21 protein-coding genes are annotated in these 17,285 nt (G+C 48.7%); 3 read left to right on the plus strand and 18 right to left on the minus strand.

All coding sequences use genetic code 11. From position 1 onward, the window contains the following. Positions 1 to 314: 314 nt before the first annotated feature. The 3 genes from ASL14_RS00690 to zwf all read right to left on the minus strand — a co-directional run bounded on the left by ASL14_RS00690 (position 315) and on the right by zwf (position 3,591). Complete coding sequence (locus tag ASL14_RS00690; protein WP_134909952.1) at positions 315 to 989, minus strand: SOS response-associated peptidase; 675 nt, start codon at positions 987 to 989, stop codon at positions 315 to 317. Between the two features lie 149 nt (positions 990 to 1,138). Further along, entirely contained in the window at positions 1,139 to 2,032 is an 894-nt protein-coding gene (gene gnd / locus ASL14_RS00695) for a phosphogluconate dehydrogenase (NAD(+)-dependent, decarboxylating) (protein ID WP_134909954.1), read from the minus strand. Between the two features lie 56 nt (positions 2,033 to 2,088). Next, positions 2,089 to 3,591: a glucose-6-phosphate dehydrogenase gene (zwf, locus tag ASL14_RS00700; protein WP_134909956.1), complete on the minus strand. Its 1,503-nt coding sequence runs from the start codon at positions 3,589 to 3,591 to the stop codon at positions 2,089 to 2,091. Positions 3,592 to 3,883: 292 nt separating this feature from the next. On the opposite strand from zwf, the gene ASL14_RS00705 reads away from it, so the two are divergent. Further along, a complete protein-coding gene (locus ASL14_RS00705; protein ID WP_044645595.1) occupies positions 3,884 to 4,204 on the plus strand; it encodes a winged helix-turn-helix transcriptional regulator in 321 nt (106 codons plus the stop codon). Positions 4,205 to 4,345: 141 nt separating this feature from the next. After that, the gene (locus ASL14_RS00710) at positions 4,346 to 4,675 is read left to right on the plus strand and encodes a hypothetical protein (protein ID WP_134909958.1); all 330 of its coding nucleotides are present in this window, start codon (positions 4,346 to 4,348) and stop codon (positions 4,673 to 4,675) included. 10 nt (positions 4,676 to 4,685) lie between these two features. On the opposite strand, the gene ASL14_RS00715 is transcribed toward ASL14_RS00710, so the two are convergent. The 7 genes from ASL14_RS00715 to ASL14_RS00745 all read right to left on the minus strand — a co-directional run bounded on the left by ASL14_RS00715 (position 4,686) and on the right by ASL14_RS00745 (position 8,786). After that, positions 4,686 to 5,609, minus strand: a complete 924-nt coding sequence (locus tag ASL14_RS00715; protein WP_134909960.1) for an NAD(P)/FAD-dependent oxidoreductase — start codon at positions 5,607 to 5,609, stop codon at positions 4,686 to 4,688. Positions 5,610 to 5,868: 259 nt separating this feature from the next. Further along, the gene (locus ASL14_RS00720) at positions 5,869 to 6,471 is read right to left on the minus strand and encodes a nitroreductase family protein (protein ID WP_134909962.1); all 603 of its coding nucleotides are present in this window, start codon (positions 6,469 to 6,471) and stop codon (positions 5,869 to 5,871) included. A gap of 105 nt (positions 6,472 to 6,576) precedes the next feature. Continuing rightward, positions 6,577 to 6,858, minus strand: coding sequence for a hypothetical protein (locus ASL14_RS00725; protein ID WP_134909963.1), 282 nt, complete (start codon positions 6,856 to 6,858; stop codon positions 6,577 to 6,579). 135 nt (positions 6,859 to 6,993) lie between these two features. Further along, positions 6,994 to 7,317 (minus strand): (2Fe-2S) ferredoxin domain-containing protein, encoded by a 324-nt coding sequence (locus ASL14_RS00730; protein WP_134909965.1) that lies wholly within the window; start codon positions 7,315 to 7,317, stop codon positions 6,994 to 6,996. Positions 7,318 to 7,346: 29 nt separating this feature from the next. Further along, on the minus strand, positions 7,347 to 7,850 hold the full coding sequence (locus tag ASL14_RS00735; RefSeq protein WP_134909967.1) for a metallophosphoesterase family protein: 504 nt from the start codon (positions 7,848 to 7,850) through the stop codon (positions 7,347 to 7,349). A gap of 23 nt (positions 7,851 to 7,873) precedes the next feature. Continuing rightward, on the minus strand, positions 7,874 to 8,308 hold the full coding sequence (locus ASL14_RS00740; protein WP_134909969.1) for an Rrf2 family transcriptional regulator: 435 nt from the start codon (positions 8,306 to 8,308) through the stop codon (positions 7,874 to 7,876). Between the two features lie 100 nt (positions 8,309 to 8,408). Further along, positions 8,409 to 8,786, minus strand: coding sequence for a DivIVA domain-containing protein (locus ASL14_RS00745; RefSeq protein WP_014281231.1), 378 nt, complete (start codon positions 8,784 to 8,786; stop codon positions 8,409 to 8,411). 154 nt (positions 8,787 to 8,940) lie between these two features. Here ASL14_RS00745 and ASL14_RS00750 point away from each other — a divergent pair, with 154 nt between their 5' ends. Further along, entirely contained in the window at positions 8,941 to 9,510 is a 570-nt protein-coding gene (locus ASL14_RS00750; RefSeq protein ID WP_134909971.1) for a TraR/DksA C4-type zinc finger protein, read from the plus strand. 114 nt (positions 9,511 to 9,624) lie between these two features. Here the strand turns inward: ASL14_RS00750 and ASL14_RS00755 are convergent, their stop codons facing one another. The 8 genes from ASL14_RS00755 to ASL14_RS00785 form a co-directional block, all read right to left on the minus strand. Next, on the minus strand, positions 9,625 to 10,629 hold the full coding sequence (locus ASL14_RS00755; protein ID WP_134914322.1) for a Gfo/Idh/MocA family protein: 1,005 nt from the start codon (positions 10,627 to 10,629) through the stop codon (positions 9,625 to 9,627). A gap of 19 nt (positions 10,630 to 10,648) precedes the next feature. Continuing rightward, positions 10,649 to 11,011, minus strand: coding sequence for a replication termination protein (locus tag ASL14_RS00760; RefSeq protein ID WP_014281229.1), 363 nt, complete (start codon positions 11,009 to 11,011; stop codon positions 10,649 to 10,651). Between the two features lie 248 nt (positions 11,012 to 11,259). Next, entirely contained in the window at positions 11,260 to 11,898 is a 639-nt protein-coding gene (locus ASL14_RS00765; protein ID WP_134909973.1) for a CatB-related O-acetyltransferase, read from the minus strand. A gap of 167 nt (positions 11,899 to 12,065) precedes the next feature. Then, positions 12,066 to 12,578: an acyltransferase family protein gene (locus ASL14_RS27610; protein WP_223264155.1), complete on the minus strand. Its 513-nt coding sequence runs from the start codon at positions 12,576 to 12,578 to the stop codon at positions 12,066 to 12,068. A 14-nt stretch (positions 12,579 to 12,592) separates the two neighbouring features. Beyond that, positions 12,593 to 13,237: an acyltransferase gene (locus ASL14_RS27615; RefSeq protein ID WP_223264156.1), complete on the minus strand. Its 645-nt coding sequence runs from the start codon at positions 13,235 to 13,237 to the stop codon at positions 12,593 to 12,595. A gap of 191 nt (positions 13,238 to 13,428) precedes the next feature. After that, on the minus strand, positions 13,429 to 14,013 hold the full coding sequence (locus ASL14_RS00775; RefSeq protein ID WP_134909975.1) for a general stress protein: 585 nt from the start codon (positions 14,011 to 14,013) through the stop codon (positions 13,429 to 13,431). 152 nt (positions 14,014 to 14,165) lie between these two features. Next, positions 14,166 to 16,700, minus strand: a complete 2,535-nt coding sequence (hrpB, locus tag ASL14_RS00780) for an ATP-dependent helicase HrpB (RefSeq protein WP_134909977.1) — start codon at positions 16,698 to 16,700, stop codon at positions 14,166 to 14,168. A 131-nt stretch (positions 16,701 to 16,831) separates the two neighbouring features. After that, positions 16,832 to 17,206: a DnaJ family domain-containing protein gene (locus ASL14_RS00785; RefSeq protein WP_134909979.1), complete on the minus strand. Its 375-nt coding sequence runs from the start codon at positions 17,204 to 17,206 to the stop codon at positions 16,832 to 16,834. Positions 17,207 to 17,285: the final 79 nt, after the last annotated feature.

Genomic DNA, 17,285 nt, shown 5'->3' on the forward strand with positions numbered 1-17,285 from the left:
ATTTTAAAGTAAAAAAATCTCTTGTTGCCGCTCTTGAAAGGAAAACGAAAAAAAGCAGAAGATTGCCTAGGGCAATTCTCCCGCCTTCTGGAACCTGCCACTTACCGGTTTTGGACCAGACCGATGATCGTCACCATGAGCACTAGCAGTTGGATGAGTGTATCGTTGCTCATTCCAATCGCCTCCATCCCATATGAGATACTCCTTCGGCCGTTTCCCCTCTCCCCGGATCATGACGCTTGTTCCCCAATACATACCTATGCAGGCGGCGGGAAGCTTATGATCTTTAGTGAATGAAAAATCTCCATATTCATTTAAGGCTTGATCCAGGACCATTGCAAATCCATTTCCAGAATGCATTCGCGGTTATCGTGTTCATCATTGGCGACCAGCGGGGTCACCGGATAGATGCTCATATCGCCCTGTTCATACGTGCACAGCAGCGGTAGCAACTCATCGATGTTCTTAATGGACGGGTCCAGCCATGAATCCATATTCGAGGATTCCAAAATGGCGGGCATACGGCTGTCAAATTCACGAATATCCGAATTGGCCTGTACCGTCATCATCGTGCAGGTACGCAGCGGCTCCTTACGGCTATCCTGCCACACCTCATACAATCCCGCGACCGCAAACATTTTCTGTCCCGGCAACACCACCCGCACCGCACACATACGTTTACCAAGCTTTCGCCAATAATAAAAACCGTTGCAAGGAATGACACAGCGCCGGGTTTCGGCCATTTTGCGATAGCTCGGATTTACTCGGACCGTATTCAAATCAGCATTGACACAATCCTTGCCCCAGTAGGGGATAAATCCCCAGCGAAATTCGTCTAGCACCCGTTCCCCCTCCTGATGCAGCACGATGGGAACATGCTGGGTAGGGCTCATATTGTAACGCGTTTTATAATAATACATCACCCGTTGTATGCCAAAATGATCCCTTACCTCGTCCAAATCAGCCGATAACGAAAACCTTTTGCACATATGCTATTCATCCTTCCGCCTTCTTTTTCATCTATTGTGCGGTTATACAAGGAAAAATATGCATAAAGCAAAAAAGCGCATGGCAAGAACATATAGCAATATCCCCGCAATTTTGAAGCTGCGGGGATCGATGCTAAGTTATATCGTTACTATTTCTTTTCTACTGCATGACCGCCAAATTCATTGCGCAGCGCGGCAACGACTTTCCCGTTGAACGTATCTGCATCCAGAGAACGGTAACGCATTAGCAGGGACAACGCAATAACCGGAGTAGCCGCCTGAATGTCCAATGCCTCCTCAACCGTCCATTTACCTTCGCCGGAAGAGTGCATAACCCCGCGGATTTCATCCAGATTTGCATCCTTGGAAAATGCACGTTCGGTCAAGCCCATCAACCAAGAGCGAATAACCGAACCGTTGTTCCAAACGCGTGCCACATGCTCATAATCGAAGTCAAAGCTGCTTTTCTCCAGCACCTCAAAGCCTTCACCAATGGAGGCCATCATGCCATATTCCACACCGTTGTGAACCATTTTGAGAAAATGTCCGCTACCGGATTTACCTGCATAGAGATAACCATTTTCCACCGCTGTATCGCGGAAAATAGGCTCAACAAACGCCCATGCTTCCGGGTCGCCGCCGATCATGTAACAAGCGCCACTACGTGCACCTTCCATACCTCCGGAGGTTCCGGCATCCATGAAGCTGATGCCGTATTCCTTCAGACGAGCATGACGGGCAATGGACTCTTTGTAATGAGAGTTACCACCTTCAATAATAATGTCCCCTTTGGACAAAATCGGTTGAAGCTGATCCAGTACGGAATCAACAAATTGATGGGGAACCATAATCCACAGCACTCTCGGGGATTGGGTTGCCTGCACAAGCTCTTCCAGTGTGGAAGCACCTGTAGCACCGTAATCCTTCATTTCTTGAATCGCCGCTGCATTGACGTCGTAAGCGACAACTTCATGCTTGTGATCGATCAAGTTTTTTCCGAGATTCAAGCCCATTTTTCCCAAACCAATTAATCCAACTTGCATTGTAAAGGCCTCCTGCCGTAGCAAAATATATGTTCAATGTAGTGATGTGTACATATTTACGAACGAACAACCGCCTTTTCAGAACTTTCTGACTTTTGATCCAGCCACCATGTAAAGCCCTGTTCCTCCAACAATTGGTCAGAAGCCTCTGGACCGTAGGAGCCTGCCGCATACGTATGAAGCGGAACTTCGCCTTGAGCAAAAGCTTCCAGCACTGGCTGTACCCACATCCATGAAAGCTCAACTTCATTCCAGTGAGCGAAATAGGTGGAGTCGCCGCGCAGCGCATCAAAGATGAGGCGCTCATAAGCTTCCGGTACATCCTTGGCCTCTGATGTGTAATTCATCAGCACCGTCTCCAGTTGACCGTTATTCAGTGGGTCCTTACTGTTCAGACGCAGTGTTACTTTTTCATCCGGATTCACATGAATCGTAAGCAAGTTCGGCTCGGAAGGCTGTCCTTGAGCCGCATACGGGTCTGTGCTATCCTTTTTAAATTCCACGACGATACGTGTAGATTTTTCCTTCATGCGTTTGCCTGTGCGAATATAGAACGGCACACCTGACCATTGCTCATTGTCAATCCACAGACGAGCTGAAATGAAAGTATCATTTTGTGAGTCCGGTCCAATGTCCGGCTCTTCTTTATAGGAAGGAACTGCTTTTCCGTTAATCTCACCGTTCGTGTATTGGCCTCTCACCACGCTGGAAGCAATATCGGAAGGATCGAGCGCACGCAACGCCTCCATAACCTTGCTTTTTTCGTCACGCACCTGATCTGCCGTTACATGTCCCGGCTTATTCATAGCCGCCATCATCAGCACTTGCAGCATGTGATTCTGCACCATGTCCCGAATAGCTCCGGAGTGATCGTAATAGCCAGCGCGTTCCTCGACGCCTACAGTTTCAGAAGCGGTAATTTGCACATTGGCAATGTATTGATTGTTCCACACACCCTGAAGCAATGGATTAGCAAATTTCAAGGCTTCCAGGTTTTGCACCATCGGCTTACCAAGGTAATGGTCAATACGATAAATTTCATCCTCAGCAAATGTTCTGCTCAAGCGATCATTCAACTCGCGTGCCGATTCCAGATCATGTCCGAATGGTTTTTCGATAATAAGCCGTTTCCAGCCCTTCGTTTCAGCCAAACCATTTTCCCGGATGTTGAGGGCAATCACATCAAAAAATTCCGGTGCCACCGATAAGTAAAACATGCGGTTCCCCGGAATTCCCAAGTCATTTTCACGTTGCTCAGCAAGCTGTAACAGCTTTTTATAATCTTCCGGGTGATTGACGTTCAATGCACTGTAGCGGAAAGCGCTCAAGAACTGATCCATCTGTGCACGGTCATCATTCACGTGTCTGGAAAAATCTTTGATGGATTGCTCTACGTTACTTTGAAACTGTTCGTCAGCCACTTCACGACGCCCCATACCAATTACAGAAAAGGAAGCCGGAATTTTACCTTCTACAAACAAATTATACAAGGCAGGGTAGATTTTGCGTTTAGCCAAATCCCCTGTCGCTCCAAATAAGACAAATGTCATCGAATCCATGAATTATTCCTTCTTCCCATTATAAAAGATGAGGTTATTAAAAGTTACCTGAGGAATTAACGTAACCCATAATACACCCAAAATAAGGGGCAAGTCAATCAAATTTTAGCGAAATCGTGAACATTCGATATTTCCTGTAATGATAACGTTTTCTGTGGTATGATTGACGCAAGGAATGAGAAAAAACTGTTAAAAATGTCACTGTTGGCACAAACCAAGATAGTTACTATTGGTATACAGAGTTACTTTTAGTATACTGTTTAAAACAACCAATGAAATTGAGGGGATTCAGATGAGCGACGACAGGCAGCCTAAGCTTTTGTGCGGCAAGGTGGAACAGTCCTTTCAGATCATCAGCAAAAAATGGACCGCTCTCATCATTCATACTTTGATGGAACATCCCAAACGATTCAGTGAAATTCATGTTTCCATACCTGATCTTAGCAAACGTATGCTGAACGAACGCATTAAGGAGCTGGAGCATAGCGGCCTGATCCTTCGCAATGTCATTACAGAGCGGCCTGTGCGTACCGAGTATTCGCTGACACGCAAGGGTAAAGAGCTCGGTGATGCATTGAATGGCGTAGAGAGCTGGGCCGAAAGATGGCTCTAACCGCTAACAGGAGATCGTCATACACGGTCTCCTGTTATTGTGTTACCCTTTAGGAATCGTAATACAAGCTATAATGTGAAAATAATGGTACGCCTACCGGCAGATCATGATTTCGGAGCGAACCAAGAAAGGATGAGACCGATGGCATTTGGCATTACCCGGCAGGAGCTTTCAGCCTGGAAAAGAGAGGTCAGTCGCGGTGAAATTGCTTTTCTGACGCATTACTGGCTGGATGATCGCTTTCCAGGTATTACAACCGTAACCAAGGTGGGGTGTTCCAATTTGGAAAAGCTGCGTTTATGGTGCAGCAATAATGGATTGAACCCCCAATATATTCATCAGCGTCAGCCCTACCCCCATTTTGACCTGATCGGCAACAAACAAACGGAAATATTGCGCAAGTACGGCATGAGCGAGCAATTGAAACGCTTCGGCCTTCATCTTCACACGGGCACACGTCCACCATTTTAAACCGCAGCTCCTAGAGCTGCGGTACTTTTGTTTTCATACCGGATAATACTTTGTGTATCCAGATCGCTGACATCGCTCCTTCTCCCATCGCGACAGTCGCTTGCTCGGCATGGGCCCCCAAATCTCCGGCTACCCATACATTTTCTACATTTGTCATTTTGCTGCGGGGGTGAGTTTCAATATGCTTGTTATCCAGCAAATGCACGCCCAACTGCTCCGCCAGCTCTGAATGGACATCGTTGCCTCCAAAGGCCACAAAGCCCCGCTCCGCCACAACAACCTCTCCATTGGCCAGTCGGACTCCTTCAAAATGTCCCGGTTCCGCGGTCATGATTCTGGAAATGGATTCTTCCCTGTATCCAATTCCTTTCTCGCACAGCTTCACCATCAGCTCGTCCGGCACCTCTGAACGCTCATGGTTCACATAAACCAGGTGGTCAGTACGCGCTGATAATATCAGAGCCATAGAAGCTCCGGCTTTTCCCGCCCCCATCACGACCGTACTGCGATCCTGAACCTCGTATCCGTCACAGTCCGGGCAGATATACACGCTATTGCCCAAGCAGGCCAGAAGCCCGTCCAGCTTTGGTAAGCGATCGGTCAGCCCCGTTGCCAGCAGCAGCGTCTTTGAGGAATACCCCTTCCCCTCTTCCACTTGGATGTCAAAAAGCTCATCTTTTTTTGTCGCTTTTACCGCCTTACCTTGAACAAATTCAGTGCCTAGCTTCGTGGCCTCACTACGTCCAAGCCGTCGCAGCTCTTCACCTGAAATCCCGTCAGGAAAGCCCAAAATATTATGATACTGATGGCACAACGTGGACCGACCATAGCCCGAATCTATCACCAGAACCCGATGGCTGCTGTATCTTCCCAATTGAATAGCTGCTTGCAGCCCGGCAATCCCTCCGCCAACAATAATGCAATCGAATGTCATATGTTTTATCCTCCCTCATCCATACTTACCCATCCCAAACAAGCGCGTAAAGCAGTAATAACACCTATGTAACCCACTCATGCAAATTCAAACGTAGCATCACCCACTTACGCCTGAATTAACCCCTGAACCATCCCGTTCACAAAAAAGAAAAAAGCATATCCAGAAGCTCACACCTTAAAAATGGAATGAAAAAACACTGTGGATATCCACAGTGCTCTGTTCAGGCCAAACCTGAATCGTCGTTGCATTGTCTGGCTTATTTAAAAGTTTTTACGCGTTCTTCAACAGGTTGGAATTCTTTTTCACCTGGTTGGAATGTCGGTTTACCGAATGGCAATTCAGCAATCAGTTTCCAATGCTCAGGAATGTTCCATTCATTTTTCACCTTTTCGTCGATCAAAGGATTGTAATGCTGAAGGGATGCGCCCAGTCCTTCTTGCTCCAAAGCTGTCCATACAACCAATTGCAGCATTCCGTTGGATTGGTTAGACCAGATTGGGAAGTTGTCCGCATAAGCTTCAAATTGTTGTTGCAATCCAGCCACTACATTGTTGTCTTCAAAGAACAATACAGTACCGTAGCCGCTACGGAAGCCGTTCATTTTCTCAGCAGTAGATTTAAATTGCTCTTCATTGCCTACAACTTCGCGCAAAATATCTTCTGTAATATTCCACAGTTTGTCGTGATGCTCTCCGAGCAGTACAACTGCACGTGAAGTTTGAGAGTTGAAAGAGGTAGGTGTATATTTAACAGCTTCCTCTACAATCTCTTGAATCCGTTGGTCGGAAATTACTTGTTCTTTGCTAATACCGTAATAGGAGCGTCTTTCTTTCAGAGCTGTGAAGAAATCTTTAGCCATTTTTGTTACCTCCTGAGAAAAATTAATTACTTTTCGTAACTAAATATATATTGTATTTGTCTTAAAGTCAAGAGATTTATTTTTAAATATTACCAGTTCCTTGATTCACGATGGGCCGCCATTGTATTTTTTCTCACTGGAAGAGGTATGCTTAGTGACATCCTTATCTTTTTCCTCCTGACGTTCCATCTTCAAATCCTCTACGGGAATGGCGTCTACCGTCTGTTCACTTTCAAATCGGTCGAACAAGCTCTCCTGCTCCGTCGGATACTGCTCAGCGTGATCCCGATTTACGGGTTGTTCCTGATCGTCATGCGCCGTTTGTCCTTTTCCCGCTTGTCCCTTCTTCTCATCCTGATGGTGCAGGTCATCGTCAAATGAGGTCATTTCGCTTCCCTCCCTGTCGGATTGGTGTCCACAGTATACTTTTACCTTTCAGGTCAGGGATTAAACGCAAAAAAAAGAAAATCTCCGCAAAGATTTTCTCTACTCACGTCTTGTTTATAGTTTGTTGTTGAATTATTATGAACTGGATTCCCCTGTACACTCATGAAAAAGATGTGGTTTCAGCTTCTCTCCTGCAACAAGCTTCTGCACCAGTTCTGTGCCCGCAGCAGGCGTCATCTGACCATACCAGTCCCCTTGAGGGTATACGATAACAACCGCAGCATCGTGACAACGGCCATTACAACGAGTTCTGGTCGTATGAATATAAGCTTCTGCGTTTTGTTCACGGATTTCATCCCGAATTGCTTGTGTAACTTCTTCACCTTCATGCCGCATACACGTGCCTCCATTACAGATCAACACATGATGCTTCATCGGTTCCAATTCAAAAATAGCCATAGCTTCCCCTTTAATCAACGGTTGTTGGTTTATTCATGCTTATCTGGATAAAGAACAAGCTGTGCTTCCATCTGCCCGGCTTCAATCGTCAGCACGATAAATGAATATTCGTCCTCGCCGCGCTTGTCTGTCGGAGATCCGGGATTGAGGACAAGCAGGCCGTCCAACTTTTTGACAACCGGAATATGCGAATGTCCGTAAATCAGGCAATCCAGTGTTTCTCCCTTAAACGTATTCAGCGCGATATTCTCTGTCGAGCCGCGCCAGCCGTGACCGTGAACCATACCGATCCGTTTGCCCTCGACTTCAATGATTCTTTGATAGCCCAGACGCTCTACGATGTCTACTCCATCATTGTTTCCGGCAATCCCTTGCACAGGTGCAAATTCGGACAGCCTTTCATACACGAACCAGTCCGTCCAGTCTCCGGCATGGAGAATGAGGTCACTGCCTTTGAGCTCCTGTACAAGCCGACCAGGAAGCGCTTTGCCTCGGTGCGGCATATGAGTATCTGAAAGTACGATGATTTTCATTGCAATTCTCCTTACCGGCGTCTTTACACGGATGAACTCTGATGCCCAACCCGCTGCTGAAGCGCCTGCTCCAGATCCCGCAGCGTTACTGTCTCGAAAAACGCCTGTATTTTCTGCTCTGCCAAGGTATATAATCCGTCCAGCAAAGCGTCGATGTTCTTGCCTACCTCGCAATTATGATTGCTGTCACTATGGATAGCGAACAGCGGGCCGTCGTCTTTGGTCGCTTCATATATCATTTTAAGATTAATATTGGAACTGGACATGCTCAGACGAAAGCCGCGTGCTCCTGGTGAGGAATCAACCAGACCGGCTTGCTTGAGTCGGCTCATGATTCTTCTCACAACCACCGGATTCGTATTGATACTGGAAGCGACAAGTGTCGAAGTCATCCGCTCCGGCGCTCCTTCAGCCAGAAAAAGCAGACAATGGATACTAACGGAAAAATGGGTACTCATGTTAACCACCTTTATATGTGTGCCTCATTAAATGTTTGTGTACACATGCATAGTCCCATCATACCACAATGAGAGGCACCGACACAGCGCTTACTGCACCTTACTCCGGAAAATAGTCATTTTCAGGGCGTACTCGCACCTTTAGCTGGCGGACGCTATACTCCAGTTGCTTAACGATGTCCTCCAGTTGGCGTCGATCAAGTGCGTTATAATCGGCGGCAGGCTTGGGTGCGTTTTTCAAATCACGTATGGTTGCCTGCTGCTCCTGCCACTTGTCCATCAGGTCGGCTATATTCGCATAGAATCGTTCATAATCCTTTATCACTTCATCCAGAAAGGCGTCCACCTCGTCCGGATCATAGCCACGCATTTTATTTTTAAACTGTTTTTCATGAATGGAGAGCGCGTCCAGTTGAATCCCCAGTTGCTTAAACAACTGCTTTTGCTTATCCAGACGACGCTTCATATGTTCATCCATCGGTTATTCCCTCCTTAACACACTATTCTTTTTATATCACATTCTAGGCTGGGAATAAAAGTCTCTGCTGATTGCCTCCCCCGATGAACGGGTATAAAAGAGCATACGCACAGTATGTACAGATTCATTCAGACCACGAAGGGGAGATATGATCATGAGCCAATTGAGCGATTCACAGCTTGCTGAGCTGAAGCATATGTTGCTGGAGCAGAAAAAGGATTTGGAAAGACATTTTAAACAAAACGATCAGGAAAACTCCTTGTTGGGAGAAACGCTGACGGATTCCATCGGGGAGCTATCTTCGTATGATAACCATCCGGCAGATGTAGGGACAGAAACCTTTGAACGGTCCCGTGATCTGGCCATTAACGATTCGCTGGAAAGCGAGCTGGATCAGGTCAATGCCGCCCTTCAACGGATGAAGGACGGGACATACGGCATATGTGTGAAAAGCGGCGAAGAAATTCCTTTTGAACGCCTTCAGGCGATTCCGCACACGGCCTATACGGTCGAGCATACTCCCAATCGCGAGTTATCTAATGACCGCCCTGTTGAGGAGCAGGTCATGACTTCCCCGCCCAAGGGTGCTGGTGAGGTTCGCCAGCGGAATGCAGGACGGTTTGACGATGCGGGCGCGTGGGACGCGGTGGAAGAATACGGTACGTCCAACTCGCCTGCCACAGCCGCCAAACGCGATGTTGCTGACTACGATGAAAATATGTAATCGTTGAAGACTTCACGCTTCTCTGTATGTCTATGTATTCATTTCATCTAAAAAAGCAGCTTGTCCCTGTGACAGGCTGCTTTTTTATGCTTTCCGAGAACACGCTTATCCGGTTTATCCGATTTCTACCCGTTTCCGGCTGCGTGCTGACTCGATACAAGCGTCGATCACCTTCATATTGCTTACCGCATCTTCGGGTTCATACGGCAACGGAGCACCATCAAGCACCGCTTTGGCAAAAGCATCCGCTTGCAGCTCAAAGGAATTGAAGCCTTTAAGTCGTTCCTCCCGTGTAACCGAACCGACATGAACGAAAATTTGTGGTACGACAGACGATCTTTCCCAGCCAAACATTTTGGGCATCGCAATCGTGCCTTTACTACCCAGTACCTCCATATTGGAACGGTTCGCTGCCCACATGCCGCAATCGAAGGTAAGGTTCACCCCGCCAGGAAACTCCAGCAAGCCGGATGCCATCATATCAACGTTGTCGTGCTCGGGCGAATACAAGGCATGCACCGTCACGGCCTCAGGCTCCCGATCCAAATACATGCGGGCTGCCGAAATCGGGTATACGCCCACATCGTACAAGGAGCCGCCGCCCATGCTTTTATTGAAACGCACATTATCTGCCTGATCGGTATTGTTGAATGTAAATGTGCAATGCATGCCGCGAATGTCACCGATTTCTCCGCTATTGATAATTTCCTTAATACGCCGATGTTTTGGATGATAGCGATACATGATGGCTTCTGCGAAGATGACTCCTGCGCTTTTACATGCTTCAATCATGCGACTTGTCCCGGCTGAGCTAAGAGAGGATGGTTTTTCGCACAAAACGTGCTTCCCCGCTTCCGCGGCCCGGATCGTCCACTCTTCATGCAGGTGGTTCGGCAACGGGATGTACACCGCCCCGATTTCGGGATCAGCCAACAATTCCTCGTAGCTTCCATAGCTTTTCGGAATATCGAACTCCTGGGCGGCCTCAGCGGCTTTATCCGCATTGCGACTAGCAATTCCAAGTACTTCTCCGCGCTCGGATTGCTGAATCGCCGGAATTACAGCAATTTTGGCAATCTCGGCAGTGCCTAAAATTCCCCATTTCAGCTTTCTACCCATCATTCGCATCCTTTCGTGGTCAGGAATAGTTGTCTTGCTCCGCTTTGTGCAGCATACCTAAGCAACGGTCCAAATCGGTTTTGACCTGCTTCTTGTATAGTCGCGCTTTCTCCTCCCCATCATCTGTAAAATGATAGAGTACAATTTCCTGAAAATCTACGCGGGGATCTGTTCCTTTTAACCGTTTGGTACGGTAAAAAACGCCCTCCTGCACCAGCTCGTGCAGCGCCCGATAGACCTCACTCTGAGGCGGAACATATCCAAAGCCACTAAACTCATCCTTCATCGATTCGAGCATCTGATATCCATAACCGCGATGCTTCTCCACCATTGTGATCAGATAAATTTTGATAAAAGCCCGCTGGGATATCATAAACGCCATTTCACGGCCTCCTCTCCACACCATAGTCTTATATCTTACCTTCCATTATAAACCACTCAGCGCCCATACACTAATGATAGGTGGGATTTTCAATCTCTCCCTTGTGACCTGTTTGAAGTTAGGTGGAGATATAAAATGAAGCGTTGTGAGATAGTCGGCGAAGTGGTGGTCTGTAGTTTTTCTTTTACTATTATGAATTTTTCATATACTGAAATAATATAATAAAGACTAAAAAATAGAGTTACAGATTACGAAGACTTACTTAATTTCTTTAAGGCCGCCGTATCGTTACTTGTCAAAACGGGAATACATTCTGTTATTTTTTGGATATCCCAATTCCACCATTCTAGTGTTTTGAGTAGTTCAATAGTTTCCTCGTCAAACCGATAACGAATTAATTGGGCTGGATTTCCCCCTACAATAGAATAAGGCAAGACATCTTTAGTCACCACGGCATTTGACGCAATGATCGCTCCATCTCCTATATGAACTCCAGGCATAATGGTAGCATTGTAACCTATCCAAACATCGTTCCCAACCACGGTATCCCCTTTGAAACCTCCACTTAAATTGGGCAAACCAACTGCCCACTCTCCACCAAACGCCCCAAAAGGAAAAGTAGTAAACGCATTTGTATTGTGATTTGCGCCATTCATAATAAATTTGGTCTGGGTTGCAATTGCGCAAAACTTACCGATCTTTAGTTTGTCCCCTATAAAATCAAAATGGTAAAGGACGTTTTTTTCAAAATCCAGAGGATGATGTTGGTCATCATAATAGGTATAATCCCCAATTTCGATATGTGGATTAACCACTACATTTTTCAAAAAACACAGACTTCTAATATTTTTCATCGGGAAAACGCTTCCTGGATCTGGACCACTCATGTAGCAACACCCCTATAATGTTATAGATTCACCTTAAATGAAAAGGCACGTCCAAGTCTAACAGTATGCATACCATTAAACAAATGGAGAAAATAAAAGTATCCCTCGGCCTTTTTATATGGGCTTCGGGATACTTTTTGTGAAAATATGTGATTGGGATTACCAAATCAGGCTTGCTTTTGCAAGGCTGGCGGGCCTTCGGCCGGGCGGGGACGAACTCGAAGCCCGACTATCCATTTTCCCAGAGGCAAACGAGCCAGCAGCCATGTGCCGGCAACGGAAAAGGCTATACAGAGAACGAACGAAGCCAGCGTACGAAGAACGTGGCTCCAGTCTGCAAACAATGTCTCGTCAAAATAGTACGTCACACGCAGCATAAAGGCGTGCATCAGATACGCCCCATAGGACAAGGTTCCGATGGCAGTCAGCACCCCCGCCGCACGTCCGCCCTTATGAGCAATCCACGTCGCTACACGATAAGCCACAAAAATAGACGTGACACAATATACAGCCATGACTGGACGCAGCAGAGACAAATAGTTAAAGGAAAAAACCGTGCCTCTCGGCGTCTGAAACAGACCAATCATCTCATACAGCAAGTAGCCTGTAATCACAATAAATAGCGGCCAATATACGATCTGCGCCTTGGTTACCCAAGCATTCCAGCGCTTGACGTTCATCCCGGCTGCTGCCCCTAACACAAATAAAAGAAAAAATAAATCACATTCCGATCAGCGTAAATGGTGAACCAGGAAGTAACCACCGGAAGCTGAAGCCCATCCATCAATCGGTACATCGGCCCCACCGCGAACATGAGCATGATGTACAGCACGCCGACTCCAGCCAATGCAGCGGGTCGCCATGTTGACGGCAATAACGCTGACAAACGGCGGACAGCATAACGAAACACTGGAAATAGCACATAACACTGGATAATCATAACGATATACCACAGATGATAGCTGCTTTTCCCGTTCAATAGCTTCTGGAAAAAATCTAGCGGGTGAAGATGCCCTCCGCTTTGAACAAGCTGATTTCCCAATTCGTATAAAAGAGACCATATGATATAAGGAACAATGATATCCATGAACCTTTTACGTAAAAACGTTCCGTACTTTAAAGCTCCATCATAATTGTAAAATAACACCATCCCGGTGATAAACACAAACACGGGAACCGCAAATTTAGAACACAGCAGTAAAAGTGTCATTAAAACTCCGTCCTGGATGCGCGCCCCCTGCGCAACCGCATAATGTGCGACGGAATGCTGAAGAACAACGGCGGCAAACGCCAGCCCTCTCAGCAAAGCGACTTCGGAAATTCTCTCTTTTTGACTCATGTCACTCTCCTGTTATGTCTAGAAATATATAAGTCTATTATAACGACAATTCTGTAAAAATATATAGAAGGATAAACGTGCCAATGCAAGCAAAGCTTCAATGTTCTCTAGTTTATTTAACGAGTGTACATATTGAAAAGCAGCAGCCTTCCCTTTCGGGGAGACTGCTGCTGTAAGCGTAAGCTATAAAGTTACAGGTTCCTTCTGGTATCTGTGTACGCATCTGTCCGGGTATCCGCTACCGTATCATCATACGTTCTGTAACGATCCGCATTCAGAGAACGGTTGGTGCGGAAAATATCATATACATCCCTGTGATGATCAGCGGAATCCACCAGCACTAAAATCTTGCCCTGATCGACGTAGGTCTCGTATTGACGCGCATCATCTTCCGGAATGCCCAGCCCGACCAGTCCACCGACCAAGCCACCTGCTCCCGCTCCGACAGCCGCTCCGGTAAGGGTAGCCGCGATAGGTCCAGCAGCGAGAATAGGTCCGATGCCCGGAATAGCCAAGGCCCCGATGCCTGCCAGCAAACCAGCGACCCCGCCTACAACACCGCCTGTAGCCGCGCCTGTAGCCACACCCTCCGGTGCTTTGGTGCCTGTCTCTTCACTAATCGTCCTCAGTTCGTCACGGTCACGTGTGATGACAGAAATTTCACTGCTTGGAATGCCTCTGCTCTGCAATTGTCCAATCGCACGAGATGCTTCCTGTTCTGTATCAAAAACACCGACAATTTTCTTTTCGTTATAATCGTTTACGTTATTAGCCATAGTAGTTACCTCCCAATGTTTTGGTGTTGAGTGGTTCGTCCTTCATTACCCCGCTGTTCTGACGTTTAAACGATTTTACGAAAATTCAAAAAGCCGATGAACGAAAACAGAGCTTCATTTCAAACCAAAAATTCGCATAAAAAAGCTGCTGTTCAACGCTTGGGCTTCGTTCTGCTGGTCGCCACAGCTTCCAGTGGATCATCCGGCCAATAATGCTTGGGATATCTGCCCTTTAGATCCTTTTTGACTTCAAAATAAGCCTCGCTCCAGAAGCTGGACAAGTCGGAGGTCACTTGTACAGGTCGCTGCGCAGGTGACAGCAAATGCAGTACGATCGGCACACGTCCGCGTCCAATACGCGGCGTATCCCGCATGCCGAACAACTCTTGTAACCGCACCGCCAGCGCAGGCGCCTCGGGATTCGTATAATCGACAGGTATACGGGAACCGCTGGGCACACGGATATGCGTCGGTGCTTCCTGCTCAAGCTGCTGCCGCTGTTCCCAATCCAGCCTGCCCAGCAGCAATGCAGCACCGTCCAGCCGTTGCAGATCGGATACATTTTTGGCTCCAAGGGCAAAAGGCAGCAGCCACGAGTCCAGTGAATCCAGTAACGCTGGCTCGGTGCTGTCTGGCCAATCCTCGGGTGCCGAAAAGTGCATAAAAATTAAACGCGCCTGCAACTGGAGGGTTTGCCGATTCCAGGACAGCAGCTTTAGACCACGTTCACGGACACCCTGCATCAAGGCGGAGGCTATTTCCTCTGTCGGAGGACGCTCATAGGACGTTTCCTTTAAGACGAGCGAGCCCAATTGTAATACCTTACGGGCTCTTACTGCTGACGCTGAGCTGTCCCAGTATACGTTCGCTTTCTCCAGCAGCAATTCGCTGCAATGCTCGATCAGCTCTTGCAGTTCAATCGGTGCCGCCAACTGAATGGCACCGTCTGCTCCCTCGTCGTCCACTTCGGCGGCGACGAGGTAGGACGAACGCGACATCCACTCCACCTGTCGGAGTCGCGCTCCCCGGCCGCCGCTAAGCAGAAAGCGGCCATCCCCCCGGCCCTGCGCGATCCGGTCCGGATACGCAAAGGCCAGCAGCAGCCCGCAGGCCCCGGAGCCGTCAGGCTCGTCCCGCCCTGCGGCTGCTTTCGGCAGCGTGGCTAATAGCTGCCGACTCTCCTGCACGATACGGCGAATCACCGTATCATCTGCCGCCCGCAGCAGGCTGTGCGTGCTGCGGGCGTGAGCCGCCTCGCGCAGGGCGTCCAGCCGCGGGCGTAAATCCGTTCCGCCATGGGCGCGGAACGGGTCCCGCTCTTGCAGCAGCGCAGCGAGGCGGCTGGCGGTCGGCGCCAGGCCGAGGGCGGCCGCGCGCAGCAGCATATGCCCGAGGCGCGGATGCGCGCCCAGGGCTGACACCTCGCGCCCGTGCACGGTAATGCCGCCTGCCGTGCCATCGGCTGTGGCATCCAGGCAGCCGAGCTGCCGCAGCAGGCCCGTGGCCTGGCGGTACGCCGCCTCAGGCGGAGCATCCAGCCAGGCCAGCTCGGCGGGCTCGCGGACGCCCCAGGCGGCCAGCTCCAGCGCGAGCGGGGCCAGATCCGCCGCCGCGATTTCCGGGCGGCTGGCATCGGGGAGCGCGGCATGTTCCTGCGCGCTCCACAGCCGGTAGCACACGCCCGGCTGAAGGCGGCCCGCCCGACCGCGCCGCTGATCGGCGGAAGCCTTGGACACCTTAACGGTGGTCAAACGGCTCATGCCGGTTCGCGCGGAAAACACGGATTCCCGCGACAAGCCGCTATCTATCACTACCGTAATCCCGGCTATCGTCAAGCTGGACTCGGCAATAGAGGTTGCCAATACGACCTTACGGCTACCCAAAGCCGACGGTCGTATCGCCTCATCCTGCTGCTCCAGCTTCATACTGCCGTACAGCGGAATCACTTTGACGTGTGCAGGCAAATTCCTTGACGCCAGCTCACGTTCCATTCTATGAATTTCTCTGGCCCCCGGGAGAAATACCAGCAGATCGCCTTCATGAGCATGAAGGGCCTTGTCTACCGTTTCTGCCGTAAAGGATTCTAGTGGGGTCGATGAAGGCTTGGACAAATGAAACGTCTCTACCGGAAATACCGTGCCCGGACATTCCAGCAATGGAGCGTCCCCCAATAGACGGCATACAGGCTCAGCCTCCAGTGTCGCGGACATGATCAATATTTTTAAATCAGGCCGCAACAGTGCCTGACTTTGCAGGGCAAGCGCCAAGCCTAAATCTGCGTGCAGGCTACGTTCATGAAACTCATCAAAAATGATCAGGCCGATCCCCTCCAAAGCCTGATCATTTTGCAGCATCCGGGTCAGCACGCCCTCCGTAACCACTTCAATCTGCGTATTCGGCCCTACTTTTGTATCCATGCGAACCCGGTAGCCCACCGTCTGCCCGGTTTGTTCTCCTAGCGCCTTCGCCATTTGTGCCGCTGCTGCACGTGCCGCCAAGCGCCTTGGCTCCAGCATCAATATTTTTTGCCCCGCCAGCCACGGCTCGTGCAGCAGTTCCAGCGGCGTAACCGTCGTCTTGCCCGCGCCCGGCTGTGCAATCAATACGGCAGCCGGATGGGATTGCAGCGCATTTTTAAGCTCGGGAATAATTTGAATGATGGGCAGTTGTTTATCTGTATCTGTCAATGAAATCTCTCCAATGATACGCGGATGCGTAGAATCTAAGTGTTGTTTCTATATGAACAACGAATTTGCTTCATTATTGTGAATTTTTCACTACCTGTAATTATCATGGTTTGAATGACGAAGCTCCGCTTCTATCCCTCCAATCGCTTACGCACAGCCGGCTCATATTCATAAAATACAGACGAAGTATTCAGCCCTCTTTCCTCCAGCAGCATACGAAGACGAAGCGATTTTTCAGTCAGCTTGCGACTAATGCGCTGTTGCTCTCCCGCCTCACGGCAAGCATAGAGCAAATCGCGTAGCAGGACGCACTCCTTTTGCAATTGAAGCTCCTCTGGTAAAATGCCCGCATTTTTCAGTAGCTTGTACGACATACGCAGCTCCTCTGGCACATGTGATAAATCTTCAATAACCAGCGGCTTGCCTGCTCCTGCCAGATTATCAAACTCACCTTTTGCCATCGCTTCGGTAATTTTTTGCTCGGCCATTCTGGAGAACATTCCCATAGATCAACTCAACTCCTGTATAAACATATGTACAACCATATTGGATCATAAAAATGGGGTCTTTCGTCACTGTAGCATA

The organism is Paenibacillus sp. IHB B 3084, from assembly GCF_001447315.1.
GTDB lineage: Bacteria > Bacillota > Bacilli > Paenibacillales > Paenibacillaceae > Paenibacillus.

Bases quoted from the DNA above. Each gene is read 5' to 3' on its own strand.
- ASL14_RS00690 (WP_134909952.1), bottom strand. From the start codon at position 989: ATGTGCAAAAGGTTTTCGTTATCGGCTGATTTGGACGAGGTAAGGGAT.
- gnd (WP_134909954.1), bottom strand. From the start codon at position 2,032: ATGCAAGTTGGATTAATTGGTTTGGGAAAAATGGGCTTGAATCTCGGA.
- zwf (WP_134909956.1), bottom strand. From the start codon at position 3,591: ATGGATTCGATGACATTTGTCTTATTTGGAGCGACAGGGGATTTGGCT.
- ASL14_RS00705 (WP_044645595.1), top strand. From the start codon at position 3,884: ATGAGCGACGACAGGCAGCCTAAGCTTTTGTGCGGCAAGGTGGAACAG.
- ASL14_RS00710 (WP_134909958.1), top strand. From the start codon at position 4,346: ATGGCATTTGGCATTACCCGGCAGGAGCTTTCAGCCTGGAAAAGAGAG.
- ASL14_RS00715 (WP_134909960.1), bottom strand. From the start codon at position 5,609: ATGACATTCGATTGCATTATTGTTGGCGGAGGGATTGCCGGGCTGCAA.
- ASL14_RS00720 (WP_134909962.1), bottom strand. From the start codon at position 6,471: ATGGCTAAAGATTTCTTCACAGCTCTGAAAGAAAGACGCTCCTATTAC.
- ASL14_RS00725 (WP_134909963.1), bottom strand. From the start codon at position 6,858: ATGACCTCATTTGACGATGACCTGCACCATCAGGATGAGAAGAAGGGA.
- ASL14_RS00730 (WP_134909965.1), bottom strand. From the start codon at position 7,317: ATGGCTATTTTTGAATTGGAACCGATGAAGCATCATGTGTTGATCTGT.
- ASL14_RS00735 (WP_134909967.1), bottom strand. From the start codon at position 7,850: ATGAAAATCATCGTACTTTCAGATACTCATATGCCGCACCGAGGCAAA.
- ASL14_RS00740 (WP_134909969.1), bottom strand. From the start codon at position 8,308: ATGAGTACCCATTTTTCCGTTAGTATCCATTGTCTGCTTTTTCTGGCT.
- ASL14_RS00745 (WP_014281231.1), bottom strand. From the start codon at position 8,786: ATGGATGAACATATGAAGCGTCGTCTGGATAAGCAAAAGCAGTTGTTT.
- ASL14_RS00750 (WP_134909971.1), top strand. From the start codon at position 8,941: ATGAGCCAATTGAGCGATTCACAGCTTGCTGAGCTGAAGCATATGTTG.
- ASL14_RS00755 (WP_134914322.1), bottom strand. From the start codon at position 10,629: ATGGGTAGAAAGCTGAAATGGGGAATTTTAGGCACTGCCGAGATTGCC.
- ASL14_RS00760 (WP_014281229.1), bottom strand. From the start codon at position 11,011: ATGGCGTTTATGATATCCCAGCGGGCTTTTATCAAAATTTATCTGATC.
- ASL14_RS00765 (WP_134909973.1), bottom strand. From the start codon at position 11,898: ATGAGTGGTCCAGATCCAGGAAGCGTTTTCCCGATGAAAAATATTAGA.
- ASL14_RS27610 (WP_223264155.1), bottom strand. From the start codon at position 12,578: ATGAACGTCAAGCGCTGGAATGCTTGGGTAACCAAGGCGCAGATCGTA.
- ASL14_RS27615 (WP_223264156.1), bottom strand. From the start codon at position 13,237: ATGAGTCAAAAAGAGAGAATTTCCGAAGTCGCTTTGCTGAGAGGGCTG.
- ASL14_RS00775 (WP_134909975.1), bottom strand. From the start codon at position 14,013: ATGGCTAATAACGTAAACGATTATAACGAAAAGAAAATTGTCGGTGTT.
- ASL14_RS00785 (WP_134909979.1), bottom strand. From the start codon at position 17,206: ATGGGAATGTTCTCCAGAATGGCCGAGCAAAAAATTACCGAAGCGATG.